This is a genomic window from Glaciimonas sp. OK215, from assembly GCF_057787885.1.
Map to the genome: position 1 here is coordinate 2,151,848 of NZ_CM173544.1, position 21,945 is coordinate 2,173,792.

General features: G+C 58.5%; 20 protein-coding genes and 1 rRNA gene. 12 read left to right on the forward strand and 9 right to left on the reverse strand.

Features of this window, described 5'->3' with window-relative positions:
* Positions 1–146 precede the first annotated feature (146 nt).
* Positions 147–259: ribosomal RNA gene (gene rrf, locus AC3CHX_RS09655) — 5S ribosomal RNA — on the forward strand.
* A 200-nt stretch (positions 260–459) separates the two neighbouring features.
* On the opposite strand, the gene tnpC is transcribed toward rrf, so the two are convergent.
* The 3 genes from tnpC to tnpA all read right to left on the reverse strand — a co-directional run bounded on the left by tnpC (position 460) and on the right by tnpA (position 2,806).
* Positions 460–1,995, reverse strand: a complete 1,536-nt coding sequence (tnpC, locus tag AC3CHX_RS09660; RefSeq protein ID WP_488629138.1) for an IS66 family transposase — start codon at positions 1,993–1,995, stop codon at positions 460–462.
* 68 nt (positions 1,996–2,063) lie between these two features.
* Positions 2,064–2,399, reverse strand: coding sequence for an IS66 family insertion sequence element accessory protein TnpB (gene tnpB, locus AC3CHX_RS09665; RefSeq protein ID WP_488629139.1), 336 nt, complete (start codon positions 2,397–2,399; stop codon positions 2,064–2,066).
* The gene (gene tnpA, locus AC3CHX_RS09670; protein ID WP_488629140.1) at positions 2,396–2,806 is read right to left on the reverse strand and encodes an IS66-like element accessory protein TnpA; all 411 of its coding nucleotides are present in this window, start codon (positions 2,804–2,806) and stop codon (positions 2,396–2,398) included. The genes tnpB and tnpA overlap by 4 nt, the downstream gene beginning before the upstream one ends.
* Positions 2,807–3,097: 291 nt before the next feature.
* Between tnpA and sbcD the strand changes: the two genes are divergently transcribed.
* Both sbcD and AC3CHX_RS09680 read left to right on the forward strand, forming a co-directional pair.
* Entirely contained in the window at positions 3,098–4,330 is a 1,233-nt protein-coding gene (sbcD, locus tag AC3CHX_RS09675; RefSeq protein ID WP_488643804.1) for an exonuclease subunit SbcD, read from the forward strand.
* The gene (locus AC3CHX_RS09680) at positions 4,327–7,773 is read left to right on the forward strand and encodes an AAA family ATPase (RefSeq protein WP_488643805.1); all 3,447 of its coding nucleotides are present in this window, start codon (positions 4,327–4,329) and stop codon (positions 7,771–7,773) included. Before sbcD ends, AC3CHX_RS09680 begins: the two co-directional genes overlap by 4 nt.
* 55 nt (positions 7,774–7,828) lie before the next feature.
* Here AC3CHX_RS09680 and AC3CHX_RS09685 read toward each other — a convergent pair whose 3' ends face one another.
* Together AC3CHX_RS09685 and trpS are read right to left on the reverse strand one after the other, a co-directional pair.
* Positions 7,829–8,716, reverse strand: a complete 888-nt coding sequence (locus AC3CHX_RS09685; protein WP_488643806.1) for an alpha/beta fold hydrolase — start codon at positions 8,714–8,716, stop codon at positions 7,829–7,831.
* A gap of 38 nt (positions 8,717–8,754) precedes the next feature.
* Positions 8,755–9,777 carry a tryptophan--tRNA ligase gene (gene trpS, locus AC3CHX_RS09690; RefSeq protein WP_488643807.1) on the reverse strand — a complete coding sequence of 341 codons (1,023 nt, stop codon included), beginning with the start codon at positions 9,775–9,777 and terminating at the stop codon, positions 8,755–8,757.
* A gap of 602 nt (positions 9,778–10,379) precedes the next feature.
* Between trpS and AC3CHX_RS09695 the strand changes: the two genes are divergently transcribed.
* Positions 10,380–10,697, forward strand: a complete 318-nt coding sequence (locus AC3CHX_RS09695; RefSeq protein WP_488643808.1) for a hypothetical protein — start codon at positions 10,380–10,382, stop codon at positions 10,695–10,697.
* Between the two features lie 73 nt (positions 10,698–10,770).
* Here AC3CHX_RS09695 and AC3CHX_RS09700 read toward each other — a convergent pair whose 3' ends face one another.
* Entirely contained in the window at positions 10,771–11,193 is a 423-nt protein-coding gene (locus tag AC3CHX_RS09700) for an Lrp/AsnC family transcriptional regulator (RefSeq protein WP_488643809.1), read from the reverse strand.
* Positions 11,194–11,421: 228 nt separating this feature from the next.
* On the opposite strand from AC3CHX_RS09700, the gene ocd reads away from it, so the two are divergent.
* Complete coding sequence (gene ocd, locus AC3CHX_RS09705) at positions 11,422–12,501, forward strand: ornithine cyclodeaminase (protein ID WP_488643810.1); 1,080 nt, start codon at positions 11,422–11,424, stop codon at positions 12,499–12,501.
* Between the two features lie 100 nt (positions 12,502–12,601).
* Positions 12,602–13,531: a citrulline utilization hydrolase CtlX gene (gene ctlX, locus AC3CHX_RS09710; RefSeq protein ID WP_488643811.1), complete on the forward strand. Its 930-nt coding sequence runs from the start codon at positions 12,602–12,604 to the stop codon at positions 13,529–13,531.
* Between the two features lie 187 nt (positions 13,532–13,718).
* On the opposite strand, the gene AC3CHX_RS09715 is transcribed toward ctlX, so the two are convergent.
* The gene (locus tag AC3CHX_RS09715; RefSeq protein ID WP_488643812.1) at positions 13,719–14,156 is read right to left on the reverse strand and encodes a DUF1810 domain-containing protein; all 438 of its coding nucleotides are present in this window, start codon (positions 14,154–14,156) and stop codon (positions 13,719–13,721) included.
* A gap of 245 nt (positions 14,157–14,401) precedes the next feature.
* Between AC3CHX_RS09715 and alkB the strand changes: the two genes are divergently transcribed.
* From alkB to AC3CHX_RS09735, 4 genes are all read left to right on the forward strand, one after another.
* On the forward strand, positions 14,402–15,055 hold the full coding sequence (gene alkB / locus AC3CHX_RS09720; protein ID WP_488643813.1) for a DNA oxidative demethylase AlkB: 654 nt from the start codon (positions 14,402–14,404) through the stop codon (positions 15,053–15,055).
* 246 nt (positions 15,056–15,301) lie between these two features.
* Positions 15,302–15,982: an ABC transporter ATP-binding protein gene (locus AC3CHX_RS09725; protein ID WP_488643814.1), complete on the forward strand. Its 681-nt coding sequence runs from the start codon at positions 15,302–15,304 to the stop codon at positions 15,980–15,982.
* A 7-nt stretch (positions 15,983–15,989) separates the two neighbouring features.
* Positions 15,990–18,578, forward strand: a complete 2,589-nt coding sequence (locus AC3CHX_RS09730) for an FtsX-like permease family protein (RefSeq protein WP_488643815.1) — start codon at positions 15,990–15,992, stop codon at positions 18,576–18,578.
* Positions 18,578–19,666 (forward strand): lipocalin-like domain-containing protein, encoded by a 1,089-nt coding sequence (locus AC3CHX_RS09735; protein ID WP_488643816.1) that lies wholly within the window; start codon positions 18,578–18,580, stop codon positions 19,664–19,666. Before AC3CHX_RS09730 ends, AC3CHX_RS09735 begins: the two co-directional genes overlap by 1 nt.
* Here the strand turns inward: AC3CHX_RS09735 and AC3CHX_RS09740 are convergent.
* Positions 19,593–19,934, reverse strand: a complete 342-nt coding sequence (locus AC3CHX_RS09740; RefSeq protein ID WP_488644977.1) for a hypothetical protein — start codon at positions 19,932–19,934, stop codon at positions 19,593–19,595. The two genes, AC3CHX_RS09735 and AC3CHX_RS09740, sit on opposite strands and share 74 nt — an antisense overlap.
* On the opposite strand from AC3CHX_RS09740, the gene AC3CHX_RS09745 reads away from it, so the two are divergent.
* Positions 19,879–20,358 carry an acyl-CoA thioesterase gene (locus AC3CHX_RS09745; protein WP_488643817.1) on the forward strand — a complete coding sequence of 160 codons (480 nt, stop codon included), beginning with the start codon at positions 19,879–19,881 and terminating at the stop codon, positions 20,356–20,358. The genes AC3CHX_RS09740 and AC3CHX_RS09745 overlap by 56 nt on opposite strands.
* 27 nt (positions 20,359–20,385) lie before the next feature.
* Here the strand turns inward: AC3CHX_RS09745 and AC3CHX_RS09750 are convergent, their stop codons facing one another.
* Positions 20,386–20,598: a DUF3820 family protein gene (locus AC3CHX_RS09750; RefSeq protein ID WP_488644785.1), complete on the reverse strand. Its 213-nt coding sequence runs from the start codon at positions 20,596–20,598 to the stop codon at positions 20,386–20,388.
* A 176-nt stretch (positions 20,599–20,774) separates the two neighbouring features.
* Between AC3CHX_RS09750 and AC3CHX_RS09755 the strand changes: the two genes are divergently transcribed.
* Positions 20,775–21,944 carry an acyltransferase family protein gene (locus AC3CHX_RS09755; protein ID WP_488643818.1) on the forward strand — a complete coding sequence of 390 codons (1,170 nt, stop codon included), beginning with the start codon at positions 20,775–20,777 and terminating at the stop codon, positions 21,942–21,944.
* Position 21,945: the final 1 nt, after the last annotated feature.

Below are 21,945 nucleotides of genomic sequence, written 5' to 3' on the forward strand. Positions count from 1 at the left end.
TTATTTGTTTGCCAGAAATGTGCAATCATACCCAGTGCTGCAGGCACCTGATCAATCAGGTCTCTGCAGTACAAAAAACATACTTTACTTCTTCCGGATTGCGTTGCTTGTTGCCCCATTGGGAACAAACAACACTACAGTTTATGCCTGATGACCATAGCGAGTTGGTACCACCCCTTCCCATCCCGAACAGGACCGTGAAACGACTTTGCGCCGATGATAGTGCTGCAACCAGTGTGAAAGTAGGTCATCGTCAGGCTCTTATTAGAAAACCCTCCCCGAGCAATCGGGGAGGGTTTTTGCTTTGGGGCAGCGCTTCCTGCCAGGGTCGCTGGAATATCTTCAGCACGCAACATGGTTTTTTACGGACGCTGTCCTTTCGCTTGCCTCAAAAGCTTTCCGTTGCTCTAATGACGGTAAGCCCCCGGCGATCCCATCTTGACGACAAAGCCGTTAAGGCTAGATCGGGACCGCCGGCTTCCAACGGTGCGGCAGCAATTCGCCGATGTCGCTCGCTCGTTGCGTCGGCAGCCGCGTGATGACATCCTTGAGATAGGCATACGGATCGTGACCGTTGAGCTGCGCTGACCGGATCAGACTCATGATGGCCGCCGCGCGCTGGCCCGCCCGCAATGAGCCCGCGAACAACCAGTTCGAACGACCAATGGCCCACGGCCGGATTTGATTCTCGACCCAATTATTGTCAATGGGAACAGATCCGTCATCCAGGTAACGCGTGAGCGCCGCCCATCGCTTAAGGCTGTAATCGAGTGCCTTCATGATGGCAGAACCTTCCGGCACCCGTTCGCGCTGGCCAATCATCCATCTGTGCAACGCGTCGGCCACCGGTTTGGCGCGTTCCTGGCGAACCGCGCGCCGGTCGTACGGGTTGATGTCGGCAATGTCACGCTCGATGTCGTACAGCGTGCCGAAGAACTTCAAGGCTTGCTCGGCAATCTGGCTCTTGTTGGTGGCGTGCAGGTCGAAGAACTTCCGGCGCGCGTGGGCGGCGCAACCGATTTCGGTAATACCCTGCTGGAATCCGGCTTTATAGCCACCGTAATCGTCGCAAACCAGCTTGCCCTGCCACTCACCGAGGAAGTTGCGGGCATGCTCGCCGGCGCGACTTTCTGCAAAGTCATACACAACGGCACGTAAATCGGTGAATTGCGTTGCGGTATAGGCCCACAGGTAGGCACGATGGGTCTTGCCCTTGCCCGGACTGAGCATTTGCACCGGCGTCTCGTCGGCATGCAAGACCGCTTGCTGCAAGAGTTCTTCACGCAGCGTTTCGACGATGGGCTGCAAGCGCACGCCGCATACGCCAACCCATGCGCCAAGTGTCGATTGGGGAATGGCGAATCCGGCCCTGGCAAAGATCCGCTCGAGCCGGTACAGAGGCAAGTGGTCGGCGTACTTTGACACCAGAATCCATGCAAGCAGCGCTGCGGTGGGAATGCCCTTGTCGATCACATGCGCGGGAACGGGTGCCTGAATCAGTGTTTCACAGGGCTTGCAGACCCACTTGCCACGAATATGGCGTTCGACCGTGAACACGCCTGGCGTGTAGTCGAGCTTCTCGCTGATGTCTTCGCCGATGCGAACCCGTTGGCAGCCGCACGCGCAGGTGAGGTCATCGGGTTCATGGTGAATGTCGGTGCGGGGCAGGTGCGCCGGCAAGGGTGCGCGTTTCGGCTGCTCGCGTGGCTTGCGCTCGGATGCCGGCGATTGCAGCGCGTCGAGTTCGATTTCCAGCGCGGTCAGATCCGCGTCGACGCTTTCCTCGAGCAGGCTGGCCTGTCCGACACTGAGTTGCTCACTACGCTTGCCATAGCGAAAGCGCTTGAGCATGGCAAGTTCCTGCGTGAGCAAGTCGATGCGCGTTTGACGGTAAAGCAATTCAGAATCGCGCCGGCCGACCGTGACGATCAGCTCGGCAGCCAGTAGGCGAAGCTGTTCCGGGCTGAGGGTGTCGAGGTCTGCGATGGAGGTCATGCACCCAAGTTTGCCAGAACCGGGCGCACCAGGGAATCGAAACAGTTTACGTCTTTGTGCAGAAAGTGCTACACCACCGCAATTTCATGGTCGTCAGCCAGCGTCTTCCACGGCAGCCCGATGACGAGCGCATGAAGCTGCTCGGCGTTGAGCGGCACGGCGATGGCCGTCTGCCCATTGGTCCAGACGAACCGCCCCTTGTTCAATCGACGCGCGGCGAGCCAGATGCCGAAGCCGTCATAGACGAGTACCTTCATGCGCGTCGAACTGCGGTTGGCAAACAAATAGGCATGGTGCGGCCGGGCCGCACCGAACACCTTGACCACCCGCGCCAGCACCGTATCGGTGCCGGCCCGCATGTCCAGCGGCTCGGTTGCCAGCCAGATGGTGTCGATGCGGATCACCGCAACCAGCCTTGTAGCCAGGTTGCGCAGTCGGCAGCCGCCGAAGTCGGCCAGCGGACCGTGACCGTCGCAGCGCCACGCCGGACTTCGATCACGATCTCCTGCATGGCTGCGGCGGACGGCGCCGGGGGCAGTTGCAGTGGTACGAATTCGGGAACCGCAGCCGTCATCGCTTGTCGCGCCTGGGCGATACCATCTCGTTGCGCCTGCGCAGCGACCCAACGTCGCAAGAGATTGGCATTCAATCGATAGCGCAGTGCGACTGCTGCGACTGAAATACCTGGTTGACTGCAGGCTTTGACGACCTCCGCCTTGAACTCTGGGCTATGTTGCCGGCGCCTGGCCGGTGAAACATCGATATGCTCTTCCATGGCGTACACGTGTCCACTTAAATTGTTGGTGGACACGATCCTCGCAGAAGCTAGCACGTCACTTCAAGATGGGATCGCCGGGGGCTTACTAATGACGGGCTGCTTGCAGCGGTCCACCATCGCTGGCGCTGCATCCGTCCACAGTGATGAACCGATGAGTAACGTCGGTATGGCCAGGATGAGTGGTGAAATGGCAGGGGTGAGGCGAAAATTCTTTTCAAATCTCGTATCAAGCACGACCTTAATTGCTGGAAACTTCTTCGATTCAGCTGCAAGCAAGGAAATACAATAGCCGTTTTGAGCATTTCCTTCATCTACGGAGTATTAATGCGGATTCTTCACAGCTCGGATTGGCATCTGGGCCAGTATTTCATGGGTAAGTCGCGTCAGGCAGAACACCATGCATTTTTCGCCTGGCTCATTGAGCAGATTCAGATTCACGCGGTCGATGCATTGATTGTCGCCGGAGATATTTTCGATACCGGCGCGCCGCCGAGTTATGCGCGTGAGCTATACAACAGCTTCATCGTTGCGCTGCGCGATAGCGGTGCCGAATTGGTGGTGCTGGGCGGCAACCATGATTCGGTGGCAATGCTGGCGGAGGCGAAGTCACTGCTGGCTTGTCTAAATACGCGCGTGATTCCTGCGCTCAGTGAAGATCTGGCCGATCAGTTGCTAATACTGCACACACGGGACGGCCAGCCCGGTGCCATCCTGTGTGGGATCCCGTTCATCCGCCCGCGCGATGTCATGCAAAGCCGGGCGGGGCAGAGTGCGCAGGAGAAGCAACTCTCTTTGCAGGAGGCGATACACCTGCACTATCAGCGCTTATATAGCCTGGCCGAAAAAAAGCGCGACGAACTGGGTGCGTCGGGTAGCAAGCCGTTGCCGATCATCGCGACTGGCCATCTGACTACTGTCGGTGCCAGCGCCAGCGACTCGGTGCGGGAAATCTATGTCGGCTCGCTGGAAGCTTTCCCGACCAGTGCTTTTCCGCCGGCGGCGTACATCGCGCTGGGACATATTCATCGACCGCAAAAAGTCGGTGGGCTGGAGCATATTCGCTATTCCGGCTCGCCGATTCCGCTGAGTTTCGATGAGGCCAAACAGATCAAGGAAGTGTTGCTGGTTGAGCTGGACGGTATCAATCCACCGAGCATCGCGCCGCTGTTGGTGCCGCGCTTTCAAGCCTTGCTGTCGGTGCGGGGAACGCTGGCCGAACTGCAATCCAAGATTGAAGCTGCAGCCAAAGAAGGGCAGCCAGATGCGCCGGTCTGGTTAGAGGTGATAGTCAGTACCGACGATTATTTGAGCGATTTGCAAGCGCGCATCCATGCGCTGACGGATGGTCTGCCAGTCGAGGTGCTGCGGATAAAGCGTGAGCGCAGCACGGCACAGCAGGTGTTGCAGAGCAAGGCCAAAGAGACACTGGACGAACTCAGTGCCGACGAAGTATTCATACAGCGCCTGGCGGCAGAAGAGTTGGATGACGCTCTGCAAAATCGTTTGCAGTCGCTATACCGCAAGGTGATTAGGGACGTCGAAGAGGCCAAGGCATGAAGATACTTACCTTGCGCCTGAAAAACCTGAATTCGCTCAAAGGCGAATGGAAAATCGATTTCACGTCGGCACCGTTCAAGGATAGCGGGCTGTTCGCGATCACCGGCCCGACAGGCGCCGGCAAGAGCACGTTGCTGGATGCGATTTGCCTGGCGCTGTATCACCGCACGCCACGCATGAGTACGCTATCAGCCGCTGGCAATGAATTGATGACGCGCCACACTTCAGACTGTCTGGCCGAAGTCGAGTTTGAAGTTAAAGGCCAACGTTACCGGGCATTCTGGAGCCAGCGGCGCGCGCGCGACAAAGCCGATGGCGCACTGCAGGCACCCAAGGTCGAACTGGCCAGGGGCGATGGCAGTATTCTGACCGACAAAATTAACGACAAGCTGCGCCAGACCGAGACCCTGACCGGCCTTGATTTCGAACGCTTCACCAAGTCGATGCTGTTGGCGCAAGGCGGCTTTGCGGCATTTCTGGAAGCGAACGCGAATCAGCGTGCCGAGTTGCTGGAAGAACTGACCGGAACCGATATCTACGGCCTGATTTCACAGCGCGTCTACGAACAGACCCGCGACGTCAAAACCGCACTCGATCAACTGCGCGCCAGGGCGGATGGCGTTGAATTGCTGAGCATCGAACAACGCACGAATCTGGATCTTGAAGCGGTCGCATTGAGCGCACAAGAGGCGATGTTGAATGCTCAGCAAAGCACTGCATTGGCGCAACGTCAATGGCGCGATGATCTCGGCAAGGCAATTGTTCTGCAACAAGCGGCCGAGCATAATCAGCGACAATCGCTGCAGGCGCTGGAAGCTGCCAACCCGGAATTGGCGCAGCTGGCGGCAGCAGAGCCGGCGGCAAAACTGCAGCCAGCGCATGCCTCCCTGCAGGATGCCCAGCAAGCTGTCGGGCAAACCGAGCAACTGCTGACGCAAGTCAGAGCCGAACATCAGCAAGCAATACAGCAGGTAAGTCAGAGTGTATGGCGGGCCAGTCAGTTCAGCCGGCAGATCTTTGAGGCGAGATGCACTCAGCGCGATAAACTCGGCGAGCAACGTCGTCAACTTGACGCCGGGCTGGCCGCACAACCACAACGCGGCAAGTTAGGCGAACAACTGGGTAGCTGGCGCAATCAGTTCGAAACACGTCAGCAACTCGGTAGCGAGATTGCCGCGCTGGCAGCCAAACAGCAACAAGAGCAGCAAGGCGCACAGGCATTAGCTGCGCAGCTCGGCACGCAAAGCGCTGCACTAATCAGCGAGCAGGAAAAAGTCGATGTGGCGCTGAAAGGTGAAACGCTGCAGCAAACACGCTTGACAGCATTGTTGGCAGGCAAGACCGAGCCGGCATTACGTCAGCAATGGCAGCAGCTTAACCATCAGCAAAACAGCCTGACGCAACTGCAACAGAATCACCAGGCCAGCCAGCAACTAGGTGCACAGATCACGCAACTGAATACCACCCTGGTTGAAACAAGTCGACAACACGTTGAGAAGGAGGCGCTGCTGGTGACCTTGCGCGCTCAGTATGCGGACCTGAAACAGCAGATTCTCGATAAGGAAAAATTGCTGGAGCAGGAACAGCGGATTCAGTCGCTGGAGAGCTATCGTGTCAACTTGCAACCCGGCGAGGCCTGTCCGCTGTGCGGCGCCAGCGAGCATCCGGCGATTGCCGCTTATCAGGCGCTGGATGTCTCGGATACGCAAAAAGCACTGACTGAAAAAAGAGTGGAAGAGGTGGCGCTGAAAGTAAAAGGCGAAGCGTTGCGCGATGCGGTCACTGTGTTGACGACGCAAATTCAGCAACATCAGCAGCAATTGAGTAGTTGGCAACGCGAGCAAATTCAGCAGACTGCGCGCTGGCAGCAACTTTGTCAGCAACTGGGTATCAATCTTGCCGATGGTCAGGCATTGGCCAGCTATCAACAGCAACACAGCGTGCAATTCGAGGCGGTGCAGGAGCGGCTGGTGGAACTGGATCAGGTCAAGGTAGCGCTGGAAGCGGCGCGAGCGGCGCGTCTGGCGCTCGAGAAAAACAACGCCGCCGTCGCGCAGCAGCTTGCACTACTGAAACAGCGCCAGCAAACCGGACAACATCAGCAGGCCGAGGCCAGCTTGCATTTGGAGCAACTGAGCGCACTGCAAGGCAAGCGTGAAATCGAACTTGCCGCAGCCCTGGCGGAAATGGGTTACGCCTTGCCAACGGATAGCGTCGTCTGGCTCAGGGAGCGCGAGCAGGAGTGGCAAGTCTGGCAGCAGGCGCAGGCTCAACGCCAGCAATTGGCAATCCAGCAGAGCGAGCTTGAACAGCTGCTGAAAGCGGCTCAGGAGGTTGCCGACCAATGGCAGCAACGCTGGTTGGCGTTGGCCGAACCAGACGAACATGCAGCGCCGAGTCCATCCAGCGACGCGGCTGCCGCGCTGCAACAGGAAGTGCCGCAACTGCACGCCGCACAGCAACGCGGCAACGAATTGCAAGGAACGCAAAAAACACTCAGCCAGCGCCTTGCCGAAGAACGATGTAACCACGATACAAGAAAACAATTCTGGCTGCTAGCCCTGGCGGCTAGTCCTTTTGCTGACGAGTCAGGATTCAGGTCGGCATTGCTGAGCGAGGAACAACGCGCCGTCTTGCAGCAGCGCAAAGCGGGTTTGGAGAAAGCCCTGACAGAAGCGCAGGCGCTGAAAACCGCGGCTGAACTGGCGCTTGCCGAGTTACAGTCCACGCCCCTGACAGAGTTGAGTCGCGCACAGCTGGATGAGCAACTGCAGACACTGAACGGTCAGATCAAAACGCTGAGTCAGCGCCAGGGCGAAATACGGGCGCAGTTGCAGGGAGATGCTGCGCGCCGTCAGAATCAGCAAGCATTGTTCAGTGAAATTTCGGCGCGAGAAGGGGAGTACGATCTTTGGCAGCATCTCAACAGCCTGATCGGATCCGCCGACGGCTCCAAATATCGCAAGTTTGCGCAAGGACTGACGCTTGAACATTTGGTGTATCTCGCCAACCGGCAACTTTCGCGTTTGCATGTGCGTTATCAACTTCGGCGCAAATCCAGCGGCGAACTCGAACTGGAAGTCGTCGACACCTGGCAAGGCGATGTCGCCCGCGACTGCAAAACGCTTTCCGGGGGCGAGAGCTTTCTGGTCAGCCTGGCGTTGGCGTTGGCCCTGTCGGATCTGGTTAGCCACAAGACCTCAATCGATTCACTGTTTCTGGATGAGGGCTTCGGCACGCTGGATGGGGAGACACTGGAAGTGGCGCTGGACGCACTCGACAGCCTGAATGCCTCCGGCAAAATGATCGGGATCATCAGTCACGTCGAAGCGTTAAAGGAAAGAATTCCGGTGCAACTACGCGTGCACAAATCGCCTGGCATGGGATACAGCGCGCTGGACAAGGTGTTTGCTGTCGGCGACCAGGGTTCAAGCAGGACTTGATTTCGCCAGCGGTTTCAAGTTTTCTGATATGTTAGTCACGGTCGATGCAATACAATCAATGCCGCAATACTGAAAATATCGCTGCGGCAAAGTCGTGCGGGGCTTCCTGCGGGAGATTGTGGCCGACTACCGGGATCACCTCGCGTTGATAGGGGCCGCTAAAAAGGTGGTCGAGGTGTTCGTCGGCGCCGATCGGGCTGACGCCATCGGCAGCGCCGTCCAGCGCCACGGTTGGTACTGAAATTGGCGGTTGTTCAGCCAGCCGCCGCTCAATATTTTCAAGCGCAGGGTCGCCTGGAACGAGGCCGAAACGATGGCGATACGAATGGATCACCACGTCGACGAAATCGGGGTTGTCGAAAGCCGCAGCCGTCCGCTGATACGTCGCATGATCAAACTGCCAATTGGGAGACCACAGAGTCCACAATAACTTGCACAATTCGTGGCGATTTTGTGCGAGGCCAGCGCGGCCGCGTGCGCCGTGGAAGTAATATTGATACCAGTAACGAAATTCGTTCTCCGGTGCCAGCGGCTTGATCGATCCCGGGATATCCTGAATGTTGTAACCACCACCGGACACCAGGCCGGAGACCCGTTCGGGCCACAACGCAGCGACTATGCAGGCTGCGCGACCACCCCAGTCGTAGCCGGCCAGTACTGCCCTCGGAATTGCCAGCGCATCCATGAAACTTAACAAATCCTGGGCTAACGCGGCTTGCTGACCGGAGCGAGGTGTGTCCGGCGACAGAAAACACGTCGCACCATAGCCGCGTAAATACGGCGTAAAAACCCGGCAACCCGCCGTCACCAAAAGATGGGTGACTTCGTCATAAGCGTGAATGTCGTAAGGGAAACCGTGCAAAAGCAGCACCGGGATAGCATCAACGGCGCCACTGTCCTCATAGGCGACGTTTAAAACTCCTGCTTCTATCTGCTTCAACATGATTACCTTTTCACAGGTTTAGTGCTTGAGGATAGGCATCAGAAATAGCGTAAGCCCAATACCGCCTTCACCTCATCGGTGGTCTGTGCCACTACTTCGCGCGACTTGGCGGTACCATCTTTCAACAACTGCAGGATATAGCCGCGGTCCTGACTCAGTTCCTGCCGACGTATCCGGATCGGCGCCAGCAGTTCCTGCAAGCAGGCTTCCAGGCGCATCTTGACCACGCTATCGGCCAGCCCGCCGCGCACGTAATGTGCCTTCAGTACCGCCAGCCCATCCTGATCCGGGTCGAACGTATCCAGATAGGTAAAGGCGACATTGCCTTCCAAATGCCCGGGATCCTGCACGCGCAGATGCAACGGGTCTGTATAGATTTTTTTGACTGCGGCACGAATTTCGTCCGGTGTTGCGCTCAGGTTAATCGTATTGTTGAGGGACTTGCTCATTTTCGCCTTGCCGTCGATGCCCGGCAGCCGACCGAGTTCAGGTACCAGCGCCGTTGCTTCGACCAGCACCTCGCGCCCGGCAATACGGTTGAGTCGGCGCACGATTTCATTGGTTTGTTCGATCATGGGAATCTGGTCCTCACCAACCGGCACCAGCGACGCCTTGAATGCGGTGATATCGGCTGCCTGGCTGGCCGGATAGGTCAGGAATCCCGCCGGAATATCGCGTCCGAAGCGGCGCAAACGAATTTCTTCCTTGACGGTTGGATTCCGCTCCAGTCGCGCCACCGTCACCAGGTTTAGATAATAGAAAGTCAACTCGGCCAGTTCCGGTATCTGCGACTGGATTAACAGCGTCGACAACTGCGGGTCGATACCAACTGCGAGGTAGTCCAGTGCCACTTCGACGACATTTCGATGTACCCGGTCCGGGTCATCCATATAGTCAGTCAGCGCCTGGGCATCGGCCAACATGATAAATTGCCGGTAATCGCGTTGATAGGCCACACGATTGCGCAGGCTACCGACCAAATGGCCAAGATGCAGCGGACCTGTAGGGCGATCGCCGGTCAGGATCGTCGGGGGATTATGTGGTACTGCCGGTTGCTTCATGTTGATTCCTTTGAGTCGCCCTCGTCGGAATGCATGAATAAAAATGCCGCCCAACGATGGCGGCATTGATCGAAAATCACATCACAACAAAGTCGCCGCTCCGGTTTGGCGGAGCCGCCAATATTGGCATGTCGGATGTACGGTAGAAAATAGCATGGGGCAATAATCGCAATTCGGCTGGTGCTTGTCAAGGCTGCATAGCGACTGTCTCCCAAGATGACGACCGCCAATTTTCTGTGCGGTGATTACTCCCGTCCGTGACCAAATAGGACTAGGATGACGCTATGGCGCTCAACTTTCCCAACCCCAGCCGCACGACGACGCATCTGGACACCGTGTATGTTTCTGGGGCTCGACAAAGCGTGCGCGACGCCTTCCTGGTAGACGACGCGCTGCCTGAGCACTGTGATGGGTTTCGACGGACCCGCTGTACCGGCGGCCTTCAGGTAGCCGTGCCGATGCTAACGTCCGCTACGCCGGAGTGCCGGACGAGTTGATGAGCATGGGCGGATCGTACGAAGGTCGATGACTTGATATGGAGGTGAGCCATCATGACCGCAATAGCGCTACACTCAGAGCGAGACGAACCTGGGAGGAAAACCATGCCTGATATTGACCCTAAAAGCAGCTTCCGCGGACTTCCTCTGACTGCGGAACAAGACGCAGAAGTCAGACACTACATAAAAAAGAAAAAGCAGCAAGGCAAGCCGTGGGATACACCGGAGTTGACGGCCATGCTTAAAGACATGCTGGAGCCGCCAAGCGACGACGACGACGGACTGGGCGTCAGTGCTGACGAAACGCAAGCGGCGGCAGAACGCGCGGCGACTTTCATCGACGAGGCCATGGATCCGATTGAGGCCAGTGAGGAGTGGCATGCCGCGATGGAATTGGAGAGCATGAAGGGACCGAAGCGTTAAAACCCAGGCAACGCGCCCGAGATGCGCCCAGCCTGGAACGGAACCCCCGCGGGCGTTCGGGCGGCACCGGTGCTTATATCTTGTGCGTGGATAACAAGATGCTGGTTTCCGAATTTGCTATGCCTGGAATCGAACGGATACGGCCAAGCACGGTATTGAAAGCTTCCAGATGATCGGCACGTATTTCCGCTATCACATCCCAGCGACCGTTAGTGGTATGCAAGGTATGAACGTTAGGTTCGCCGCGCAAGGCTTGCAAGACACCCACCGCATTATTTCCCTCGACAGCGATATTCATCCAGGCACGTATGCGGTGTAACTCGGCCTCCGGCTTGAGTCGCACCGTATAACCCACAATAATCCCACCATTTTCCAGCTTGGCAATTCTGTTTTGCACGGTGCCCCGGGAGACATGCAGTTTCTTGGCAAGTGCAATCACCGAAATGCGGGCATTGTCGCGTAACAAAGCCAGTAATTGGCGGTCTGTGTCGTCCATGATTTAAGCAAAGTGGCAGTTGGGACTAACATTTTGTCATATTCCTCGACAAATCTGACCTTTTCTTCGGCTATTTATTGACTTGCTCAGGGCCCAGAATATGTGTACTGCCACTTCTGAGCGGATCGAAAGAAGTTGTTGGCTTGACCTGTGAATACCTGGTCGCCGCAGCGCGCACGCTCAGGAAGCAACGATTTTTGTATTGAATAACAAAACTGGAGAACCGAAATGACCCGATTTATCGATGTTGCTGACATTCAGCAGATGGTGAGTTCTGTTGGCGCGGAATCTTTCATGACCGATTTGGCCGAATATATTCGTGCCGATTATTTGCGTTGGGAAGAGTTCGAGAAATCCCCGCGCGTGGCCAATCATGTTCCGGGTGGGGTGATTGAATTAATGCCGACGGCCGACCGTACGCTGTACGGCTTCAAGTATGTCAACGGCCACCCCAAAAATACCGCCCAGAATATGTTGACCGTGATGGCCTTTGGCGTACTGGCGGAAGTCGAGACCGGCTTCCCCTTGCTCTTCAGCGAATTCACCATCAGTACGGCGCTGCGCACAGCGGCCACCTCGGCGCTCATGGCCAGCGTCCTGGCAAGGCCGGAATCAACGGTCATGGCGCTGATCGGCAACGGCGCACAAAGCGAGTTCCAGGCCCTGGCATTTAAATCGATTGTCGGTATCAAGGAGATTCGCGTATTTGATATCGACCCTGCTGCAACCGATAAATTCGTCCGCAACATGGCGCAGGTCGAAGGATTGACTATCGTGCAAGCGAAATCGGTGCAAGAGGCAGTGCGCGGCGCCGACATCGTCACCACCGTCACGGCGGATAAGAACTACGCCACCATCCTGACCCCTGACATGATCGAAGCCGGCATGCACATCAATGGCGTCGGTGGCGACTGCCCGGGCAAGACCGAACTCCACGCCGATATTCTGAGAGCGGCCCGGGTGTTTGTGGAATTCGAGCCGCAAACACGCATCGAGGGCGACATTCAGCAGCTGCCCGCCGATTTCCCGGTGACCGAAATGTGGCGCGTGCTCAGCGGTCAGGTAAGCGGCAGGGAAAGCAAGGAGCAAGTGACCGTATTTGATTCAGTCGGTTTTGCGATTGAGGATTTCTCGGCCTTACGCTACCTCTACGATCTGGCGCAAGCGCAGGATATCGGTGCGCAGATCAGTCTCATTCCGGATCCGGCCAATCCCAAAGACTTGTTCCAGTTTGTTGCCGGCGCAGCACCGACGTTGTCGGGTAAGGCCGGATTTGCCAGGTCTGCGCTGGGGTCGACTGTGCAATAAGTGGCGCATTCAAGCCGGGCAACGCCTGTGCGTTGCCCGGAATAAGCGCTGCGCTGGTCAACCCAAGCGAGATCGGACCAATGAGACAACGAGACTTAACATGAAGAGTAAATCGATTCAAGCGCCAGGCGCAGTGGTGATGATCAGGCCGCATCACTTCCATCCCAATCCGGAGACCGCCGATGACAATGCTTTTCAGCGCAAGGATACCGGCGCATCGGCACAAGAGATTGCTGAAATTGCCCGCGACGAAGTCACTGCGGCGGCGGCGGCACTGGAAGCCGCAGGCGTCACGGTACATGTTTTTGACGATTTTGGCGACCAGGAAACCCCTGACTCGGTATTTCCAAACAACTGGTTCTCCACCCACTCCGGGGGGCATGTCGCGATTTATCCGATGTATTCCCCTAATCGCCGTCGGGAACGTCGCAGCGACGTGATCGACATGCTCAAAGCACACTATCGCGTGCAGGATGTGATCGACTATTCCGGCCTCGAATACGATGGCCTGTTCCTGGAAGGTACCGGCGCCATGGTGCTGGATCACCTTGATCGGGTTGCCTACACCGCACGCTCCAACCGCGCCAATGCGGTGGCACTGGAACGATTCTGTACCCACTTCAATTTTGAACCGATGGCGTTCTCCTCGGTGGATTCTGCCGGTTGTCCGATCTATCACACCAACGTGCTGATGTGTATCGGCACCGAGTTCGCGCTGATTGGGCTGGACATGATCACAGACCCGCTGCGGCGCAGTGAAATCCTGACGCGCTTGCAGGCAACGGGGCGCGAGGTGATCGCCCTGGACGAACGGCAGATTAACGAATTTGCCGGAAATGCGATTGAACTCTCCGCCGAAACCGGACGGATACTCGCCATGTCAGCCCGTGCAAAAGCGAGCCTGAACCCGGATCAGATTGGCATCATTGAACGCTCGGCACGCATCCTTCCTTTGTCCGTTCCGACGATTGAGATGGCCGGCGGGTCGGTCCGTTGCATGCTGGCGGGTATCCATCTGGCGCGGCGTTAAATTTACACCACGCTAATTTTTTAATCCTTAGGAGGATGTTATGCAATTCAAAATGAAAATGATGCCGCTGGCTGGCGCGATTGCGGTCGTATTTGCAGGCACTGCTTACGCGCAGGAAGTCGTGAAGATCGGTGAGGTCGCCCCAATTTGCGATTAATACAATTCCTCGCCTGCCCATTATTGGCTGTCAACCGGCATCCGGCGAATCTAGTTGCGACAGCGTCAATGGGTCAGGTTCTCCGTTGAAATACTTCTGGAGGCAATCGTTGAAGACTTGATTGTCGGAGGCGGTTTGCGCGAACAAGGTCATCGAGGAACGAAACTTCATGTCATCCGGATAGCCAAAAATCTCGTCGATTGTGCGTCCGTCCACCGCGGCTACCAGGCGGCAGCACTCTCGCAGCCGGCTCCCAAGAATCGGGTGTTCCAGATAGGCGCCGGCTTCGGCAACAGACGAAATGGCGAACCTTCTTGCCAGATCGCTATGGCCCAATCCCTTGATCTGAGGAAAAATGAACCACATCCAGTGCGTGCGTTTGTCACCAGCGCGTAGTTCGGCGCATACGCGTTCGAAGACCGGCTGCTGGGCATCCACGAAGCGTTGCAGATGGTATTGATCGTTCATGTCATTCTCCCAAGTTGTTGCGAGATGATCCGAGGGCCGGGTGTGTCGCATGACGGCCCTGTGCAGCACTTTGCAGTCCTTCAGCGCGGGAATCCGCCACAAATACCAGAATGCTACGGTTTGAAAAGGACTGCAAGACGCGGGTCGCCGGATTTGAAAGCAGGGGCCGGCGTGCGGTGACCTGTCACCGTTGATAAACTTCAGTTCCGGGATCATTTTTCATGATGCAACGTGAGAACAAGTAAATGACATTGAATTTATTCGACGATGCCGAGCAGGGCCGGACCTGGCGCGAGGAATTGTGTCCCGGCGCGGTGGTGTTGCGCCGCTTCGCGTTGCCGGACGAAATCGCCATTTTCGCGGCGCTGCGCGAGATCACCGGCACAGCGCCATTTCGCCATATGGTGACACCCGGCGGCTTTCGGATGTCGGTGGCGATGACCAACTGCGGCACTTATGGCTGGGTGACGGATCGCAGCGGTTACCGCTACGACAAGCTGGATCCGGACAGCGGTGCGCCATGGCCCGGCCTCCCGGACGCGTTCCAGAAACTGGCGCAAGATGCGGCGGCGAGCGCCGGTTTTGCAGGGTTCGAGCCGGATGCCTGCCTGATTAACCGCTATGTGCCCGGCGCACGGCTGTCGCTGCACCAGGACAAGAACGAACGTGATCTTGGTGCGCCCATCGTTTCGGTTTCGCTCGGCATTCCGGCGATCTTTCTGTTCGGCGGCGCACGGCGGGAAGACAAGCCCATGCGTGTGCAACTGACGCATGGCGACGTAGTGGTGTGGGGCGGGCCGGCCAGACTGCATTACCACGGCGTGCTGCCGCTGAAGGATGGGTTTCACGCGCTGGCGGGCGCCCATCGCATCAATCTGACATTCCGTAAAGCAGGCTGATTCACTTGCTCGGTTAAAAATGCAAAGGCCGCGATCTGCATCCGGTCCGGGAATGCACGATGCCTTCCATCACATCGAAAGACGCCGCATATCTTGACGCAAAGACACAGGATAAGGTCTACTCTCATTCACTTCCACTTTTCAAGGAAATAGTTTTGGGAACCTCTGCACGTGAAACGGTCGAGCGGTTGAAGAGCCGATGCCAGAGTCCGACGATGAATCGCGCTGGCGGGGATGGCGATAACCATGCCTGATGCAGCCGTTCCGGCGCTGGAATGTCGCGGCCTGCGCAAGTCTTATGGTCACGGCCGGGTTGTGCTGGCCCAACTCGACTTCACACTTGGAGCCGGGGAATATGTCGCGGTGATGGGCGACTCCGGGGTCGGTAAGTCGACGCTGCTGAACCTGGTCGCCGGACTGGACACTGCCGATGCCGGGACGGTGCTGATCGACGGCGTGGCAATCTCCAGCCTGGATGACGATGCCGCCACGCGCTTGCGCCGACAAAAACTCGGCTTCATCTTCCAGGCTTTTCACGTGCTGCCGCACCTGACGCTGCAACAGAACGTGGCGTTGCCGCTGCTGCTCAACGGGGTCGGGCCGGAGCGCGCGTTAGAGATGCTGGCGGCAGTCGGCCTGGCGGGTCGAGGCGACGACTTTCCACGGCAACTGTCGGGCGGTGAAATGCAGCGTGTCGCCATCGCACGGGCACTGGTGCATCGCCCTAAACTGATTCTGGCGGATGAGCCAACCGGCAATCTGGACCCTGAAACCGCGCATGAAGTGCTAACCCTGCTGCGCAATGAAATCAAAGCCAATGGCGCTTCCGCCATCATCGTCACGCATTCGCCGGCAGCCGCTGCCAGCGCGGACCGGATCCTGGAGCTGAGCGCAGCCGGCCTGCATCCGCTGGCGCTCAGCGCATGAGCCGGCGATGACGCAGGCCGCCGTGACCGCAGCTGCTATCGGGCCTTTGCATCCGGGTTTCAACCCCATCCGTTTGCTGTCGCGCTGGCTGCTGTTTGCCGAGTGGCGCGCCTATCCGATACGCTCGCTGGTGGCGCTTGTCGCCATCGCGCTCGGGGTCTCTCTGGGCTACGCAGTCGACTTGATCAACGGCGCTGCCTTCAACGAATTTTCGGCTGCGGCGAAGAGCCTGTCCGGACAATCCGACCTGCAAGTGCGCGGTGTGCAGCCGCTGTTCGATGATGCCTGGTATCCGCAACTGGCGCGCCGGAAGGGCGTGGCGCTGGCGAGTCCGGTATTGGAACTGGATGTCACTGTGCCGGGTCAGCGCAGTGCCTTGAAAGTACTCGGCACCGATGTCTTTCGCGCGGCCCGCATCGCGCCCGACCTGATCGGCGTGCCGGATGCGGAACACCCGTTCGACACCTTGGCCGACGATGCAATATTCCTGTCGCCGGCAGCGCAGGAATGGCTCAAAGTGCATCCCGGCGATCGGCTTGCTTTGCGTAGCGGCACTGGCCTGGTCGATTTGCGGGTCGCCGGTGGCCTGGTGCGCGCCAGGGCCGGGCAACGCATTGCGGTCATGGACATTGGCACCGCGCAGTGGCGTTTCGCCCGTCTGGGCAAACTGTCTGCGCTCGATCTGAAGCTGGAACCGGGTGTCAACCGGGAAGCCTTTCGCCGCACGCTGCAAGCACAGACGGGCGGCCAGTTGCTGGTGTCGGAAAGTCAGGACCAGGAAGATCGTACCAATAATATGTCGCGCGCTTACCGGATCAATCTGAACGTGCTGGCGCTGGTGGCGCTCTTCACCGGCGCATTCCTGGTGTTCTCCACCCAGGCGCTAGCGGTGATTCGGCGGCGCTCGCAGTTCGCCCTGTTACGCGTGCTGGGCCTGACACGTGGTCAGCTGTTGCGCCAGATTCTGCTCGAAGGCGGTTTGCTGGGTGGACTGGGCTCGTTGCTCGGGCTGGCCCTGGGCTACGCGATGGCGGCCACGGCATTGCATTTCTTTGGCGGCGATCTGGGGGGCGGGTATTTTCGCGGCGTGCAGCCGAGCGTGCAGTTCGACGCTCCCGCGGCGCTGATCTTTCTGCTGTTGGGCAGCGGTATTGCACTGCTCGGCAGTCTGGCGCCGGCGCTCGAAGCATCGCGTGCGCGGCCCGCTGCGGCACTCAAATCCGGTAGCGAAGAAGGTGCGTTAGCGCGGCTGGCGACACCGTGGCCGGCGTTGCTGTGCCTGCTCGCCGGCGGACTCCTGACGCAGATGCCGCCACTTTTCGATCTTCCGATCTTCGGTTATCTGGCGGTGGCATTCCTGCTCATTGGCGGGATTGCGCTGATGCCGCGCCTGTCGGCGCTGGTGTTTCCGCTCGCCCAGAAACTCTGTGCGGGACGTCGCCGGGGTGTCATCGCGACGCTGGCGCTGGCGCGGCTAGCCAATGTGCCGGGGCAAGCCTCCATCGCGCTGGGCGGGGTGTTGTCGAGCTTCAGCCTGATCGTGGCGATGGCGATCATGGTGGCGAGTTTTCGGGTCTCGGTCGACGACTGGCTGACACAATTGCTGTCAGCCGACTTGTACGTGCGCTCGGCTGGCAGCGGCGAAACCGGGGCCATGCGGCGTGCCGAACAAGTCTTGCTGGCGGCGGTGCCGGGCGTTGAGCGCGCCAATTTCTTGCATACTTCTAGCTTGACGCTCGACCCGACCCGCCCGCCGGTGACGCTGATTGCGCGCGACATCGATGCGTCAGACCCCGGGCGCACCTTGCCGATGGTCGGTAAGGTTATCTTGCCGGCAGCGTTTGCACAGGATGCGCTGCCGATCTGGGTTTCTGAAGCGATGCTCGATCTCTACGGCTACCGGCTTGGTCAGCGTGTGCAGTTGCCGGTCGGCGCACATGCCCAGTCTTTCGTGGTGGCGGGTGTCTGGCGCGATTATGCGCGGCAAACCGGCGCGATCCAGTTGCGCCTGGGCGACTATCGTCGCCTGAGCGGCGATACCGAGGCCACCGATGCGGCGCTTATCTTGCAGCATGCTGTAAGCCCAGCCGCGGTAATTGCCGCCATGCGTGCGCTGCCGTTCGGCCGGGCGCTGGAGTTTTCCGAGCCAGGCGACATCCGTGCACTGAGCCTGAAGATTTTCGATAGAAGTTTTGCCGTTACCTATTTACTCGAAGTGGTCGCCATCGTGATCGGCCTGTTCGGCGTGGCGGCAACATTTTCGGCACAGACGCTGGCGCGTGCACAGGAATTCGGCATGTTGCGCCATGTCGGCGTCACGCGAGGGCAGATCCTGGCGCTGCTGGCGGTCGAGGGGAGTTTGCTGACCGCGGCCGGGATTGCGGTCGGATTCCTGCTGGGCTGGGCTATCAGCCTGATCCTGGTATTCATCGTCAATCCGCAGTCGTTTCACTGGACCATGCAGTTGCATATGCCGTGGCGCGGCCTGGCGCTGGCAGCGCTGCTGTTGCTGATTTCCGCCAGCGTCACGGCCGTCGTCTCGGGGCTGCGGGCGGTGGCGATCGATGCGGTACGCGCAGTGCGGGAGGATTGGTGATGCGACACGGATTCTGGCGCCGGCGGTTGAGCGCGCTGCTGCTGGCGTTGTCAACGTCGATAATGGTAAGCGCGGCCCCGCCCCGGTTCGCCCAGGTGACGCCGGAGCGGGCGGTCACGCTAGCGCAGGATAGCGGCGCGCATCCGGATTTCCGCACCGAATGGTGGTACGCCACGGGCTGGCTGAATACCTCCGACGGCAAGCCGCTTGGCTTCCAGATTACCTTTTTTCGCTCCGCCACCGAGCATGACCGCGCTAATCCAAGCGCCTTTGCAGCGACCCAGTTGATCATCGCCCATGCGGCGCTATCCGATCCCAGCCTGGGTAAGCTGCTGCACGATCAGAAAAGCGCTCGTGCCGGTTTCGGCCTCGCTTACGCCAGGCAAGGCAATACCGATGTGGCTCTGGATAACTGGCGGCTGGTGCGCGGCCCTGACGGTCGTTACCAGGTCAGCGTCGTCGCCAATGATTTCACGCTGAATGTTGCGTTGACACCGACGCAACTGCCGCTGCTGCAGGGCGAACATGGCTATTCGCGCAAGGGACCGCGGCCGGAACAAGCCAGTTACTACTACAGCGAACCGCAATTGCAAGTCAGCGGCAAGGTCATGCGCGCGGGTCGCGAGGAAGCCGTCAGCGGCACCGCATGGCTTGATCACGAATGGTCGACCAGCGTGCTGGATGCCGATGCGGCCGGCTGGGACTGGCTAGGCGCCAACCTGGACGATGGCGCGGCCTTGATGGCATTCCAGATTCGCAGCCGCAGCGGTACCAAAATCTGGGCGCATGCCGCGTTGCGTGACGCGCATGGGAAAACCACCCAGTTCGGACCGGATCAGGTAAGTTTTTTGCCGCAACGCAGCTGGCGTTCGCCGCGCACGGACGCCGCGTATCCGGTGCAATCGACGCTGCGGACCGGTGCCTTCGAATGGCTGCTTAGCCCGTTGCAGGACGATCAGGAACTCGATTCGCGGGAGTCGACCGGATCGGTCTATTGGGAGGGCGCAGTGACCGTCAGCCGCGCAGGAAAGCGGGCCGGGCGCGGCTATCTGGAACTGACCGGATACGTGAAGCCGCTGAAATTCTGAGGATGGGGTTAATTTTCTGTAAATAAAAATGCAGCGCTGCCGCCTGAATGCGCAAACCGATGTTTTGTGTGCGCAACGCGGCGGCCGGATATTCGCGTATGGCATTATTTTTCCAGTTGCTTCGGATCGGCTCTGCTGCATAATATGCAAAAACCAAATCTGTGATCGCCGCTGCGGTCCAGCCCAGCAACGCAAGTAAAGGTAAGGTATTTATGATCGCATCTGCTTCACACGAACTGACGATGACCGTGCTGATGACCCCCGACATGGCAAATTTTGCCGGCAATGTGCACGGCGGCACCGTACTCAAATACCTCGATAGCGTGGCCTACGCTTGTGCCAGTCGTTACTCGGGCACCTACGTGGTAACGCTGTCGGTCGATCAGGTTGTATTCCGCGAGCCGATTCATGTCGGCGAACTTGTGACTTTCCTGGCTTCGGTTAATTACACCGGCACCACGTCCATGGAAATCGGTATTAAAGTCGTGACCGAAAACATCCAGAAGCGGCTGGTTCGGCATGCCAATAGCTGTTACTTCACGATGGTAGCTGTCGACGAAAACCGTAAGCCGATTCCGGTGTCTCCGCTGAGTCCGGTGACCGAAGAGCAGCGTCAACGATTCAGCAATGCGATCGTGCGCCGGGAGTTCCGTAAAAAAATCGAAGCGAATCGGCAGGCTGCCATGGTGTGATGTCGGCGCGTGCTGTATCGACGATGATCAGCGCTTTCGCAGAGGATCGAGCAGATGCCGCAGGGCGTTGTGGTCCAGTTCGTACATCAGGGCTAGCAGGCCGCCAAGTTCGCCTGACGGAAAACCTTCACGCGCAAACCAGCCAAGGTAATGCCCTGGCAAATCGGCGATCAGGTGGCCTTTGTACTTTCCGTAAGGCATTTCGCGGCTGACTAAAAGCTGTAACTGTTCGGGGTTCATGGTTGGGCAGGGAGCAATATTCGGTGAGGAAAGCTGTGTATTGTGCCAAAAATTGTGGTGTGGCGCAGCTGTCAACTGTTTGTCAGGATGATAACTGGTAAAGTCAATTCCACTGGACAGTGCCGATGAAAGCAGTATCATAAGCGCCCGTCCGAATTGGAAATGTCAAAGTAACAATGAGCGTTTTCCCGTCCTTGCTCGGGTCGTCGAATACCCTGGATCGCGGCCGCAGTTTTGAATTCGGCTTTATCGACTTCCTGAAGGTTATTGCAGCGCAATTAATTGTGCTGCACCATTTGGCGTTCTACGGGCCGATGGCTGACTACGTCCGGCCCATTGCGCCAGGCCTCATCGGTTGGCTGGATGCCTACGCGCGCATTGCAGTGCAGGTTTTTCTGGTAATCAGCGGCTTTTTGGCGGCCAAGTCGCTGTGCCCGCAGGGAGCGCCAGGCGTCGTTGATCCGCTGCGCACGGTATGGCGGCGCTATGTGCGGCTGGTGCCGCCGTTCATGGTGGCGACCGGGTTGGCGGTCGGCGCTTCCGCCTTGGCCGGGTTATGGATGACGCATTACTCCATTTCCGCGCCGCCGACGCTGCCCCAATTGGCAGCGCATGCGCTATTGCTGCATACCGTGCTGGGCTATGAATCGGTGTCGGCTGGAGCCTGGTACGTCGCCGTCGACTTTCAGTTGTATGCGTTATTGACGCTGTTGCTATGGCTGTCCGGCAAGCTCGCGGCCCGCCGTCCGGTGCCGTGGCTAACGCCGGTGCTGGTCATCGGCGGCGTCGGCGCATCGCTGCTGTACTTTAATCGGGATCCGGCCTGGGACGCCTGGGCTCCGTACTTCTTTGGCAGCTACGGCTTAGGCGTCATTGCATGGTGGGCGCGCGACCCGGCACGCCAGCGGGCTGTGGTGGTGCTACTGCTTGCGGCTATATTGTTGCCAACGCTGGGCGCGTTGGTATTCGATTTTCGCAGCCGGATCGCTGTCGCTTTAGTCATTGCATGCGCGCTGGTGTTGGCCAGCCGACGCGGGTTTTTGGGTTCCGGCCAACAATTCGCATGGATTCGCGCCTTGGGCCGGATCTCCTACGCGATATTTCTCGTTCATTTCCCTGTATGCCTGATTGTAAATGCGGTCTTCACGCGCTTTGTCTCCCCCCAGCCGTTGTTGCAGGCGGCCGGTATGTTGCTGGCGTGGACGGCAAGCGTGGTGGCGGGCGCTGCGTTCTACCGCTGGGTACAGCTGCCGCTCAGTCGTCTCTCGTTGCGTTCGGTCGGCCGACCGCGTGCCGATCGCCAGGCATCGCGCTTTCGGCAACATGCTCTTTCGACGTTAAAATAGG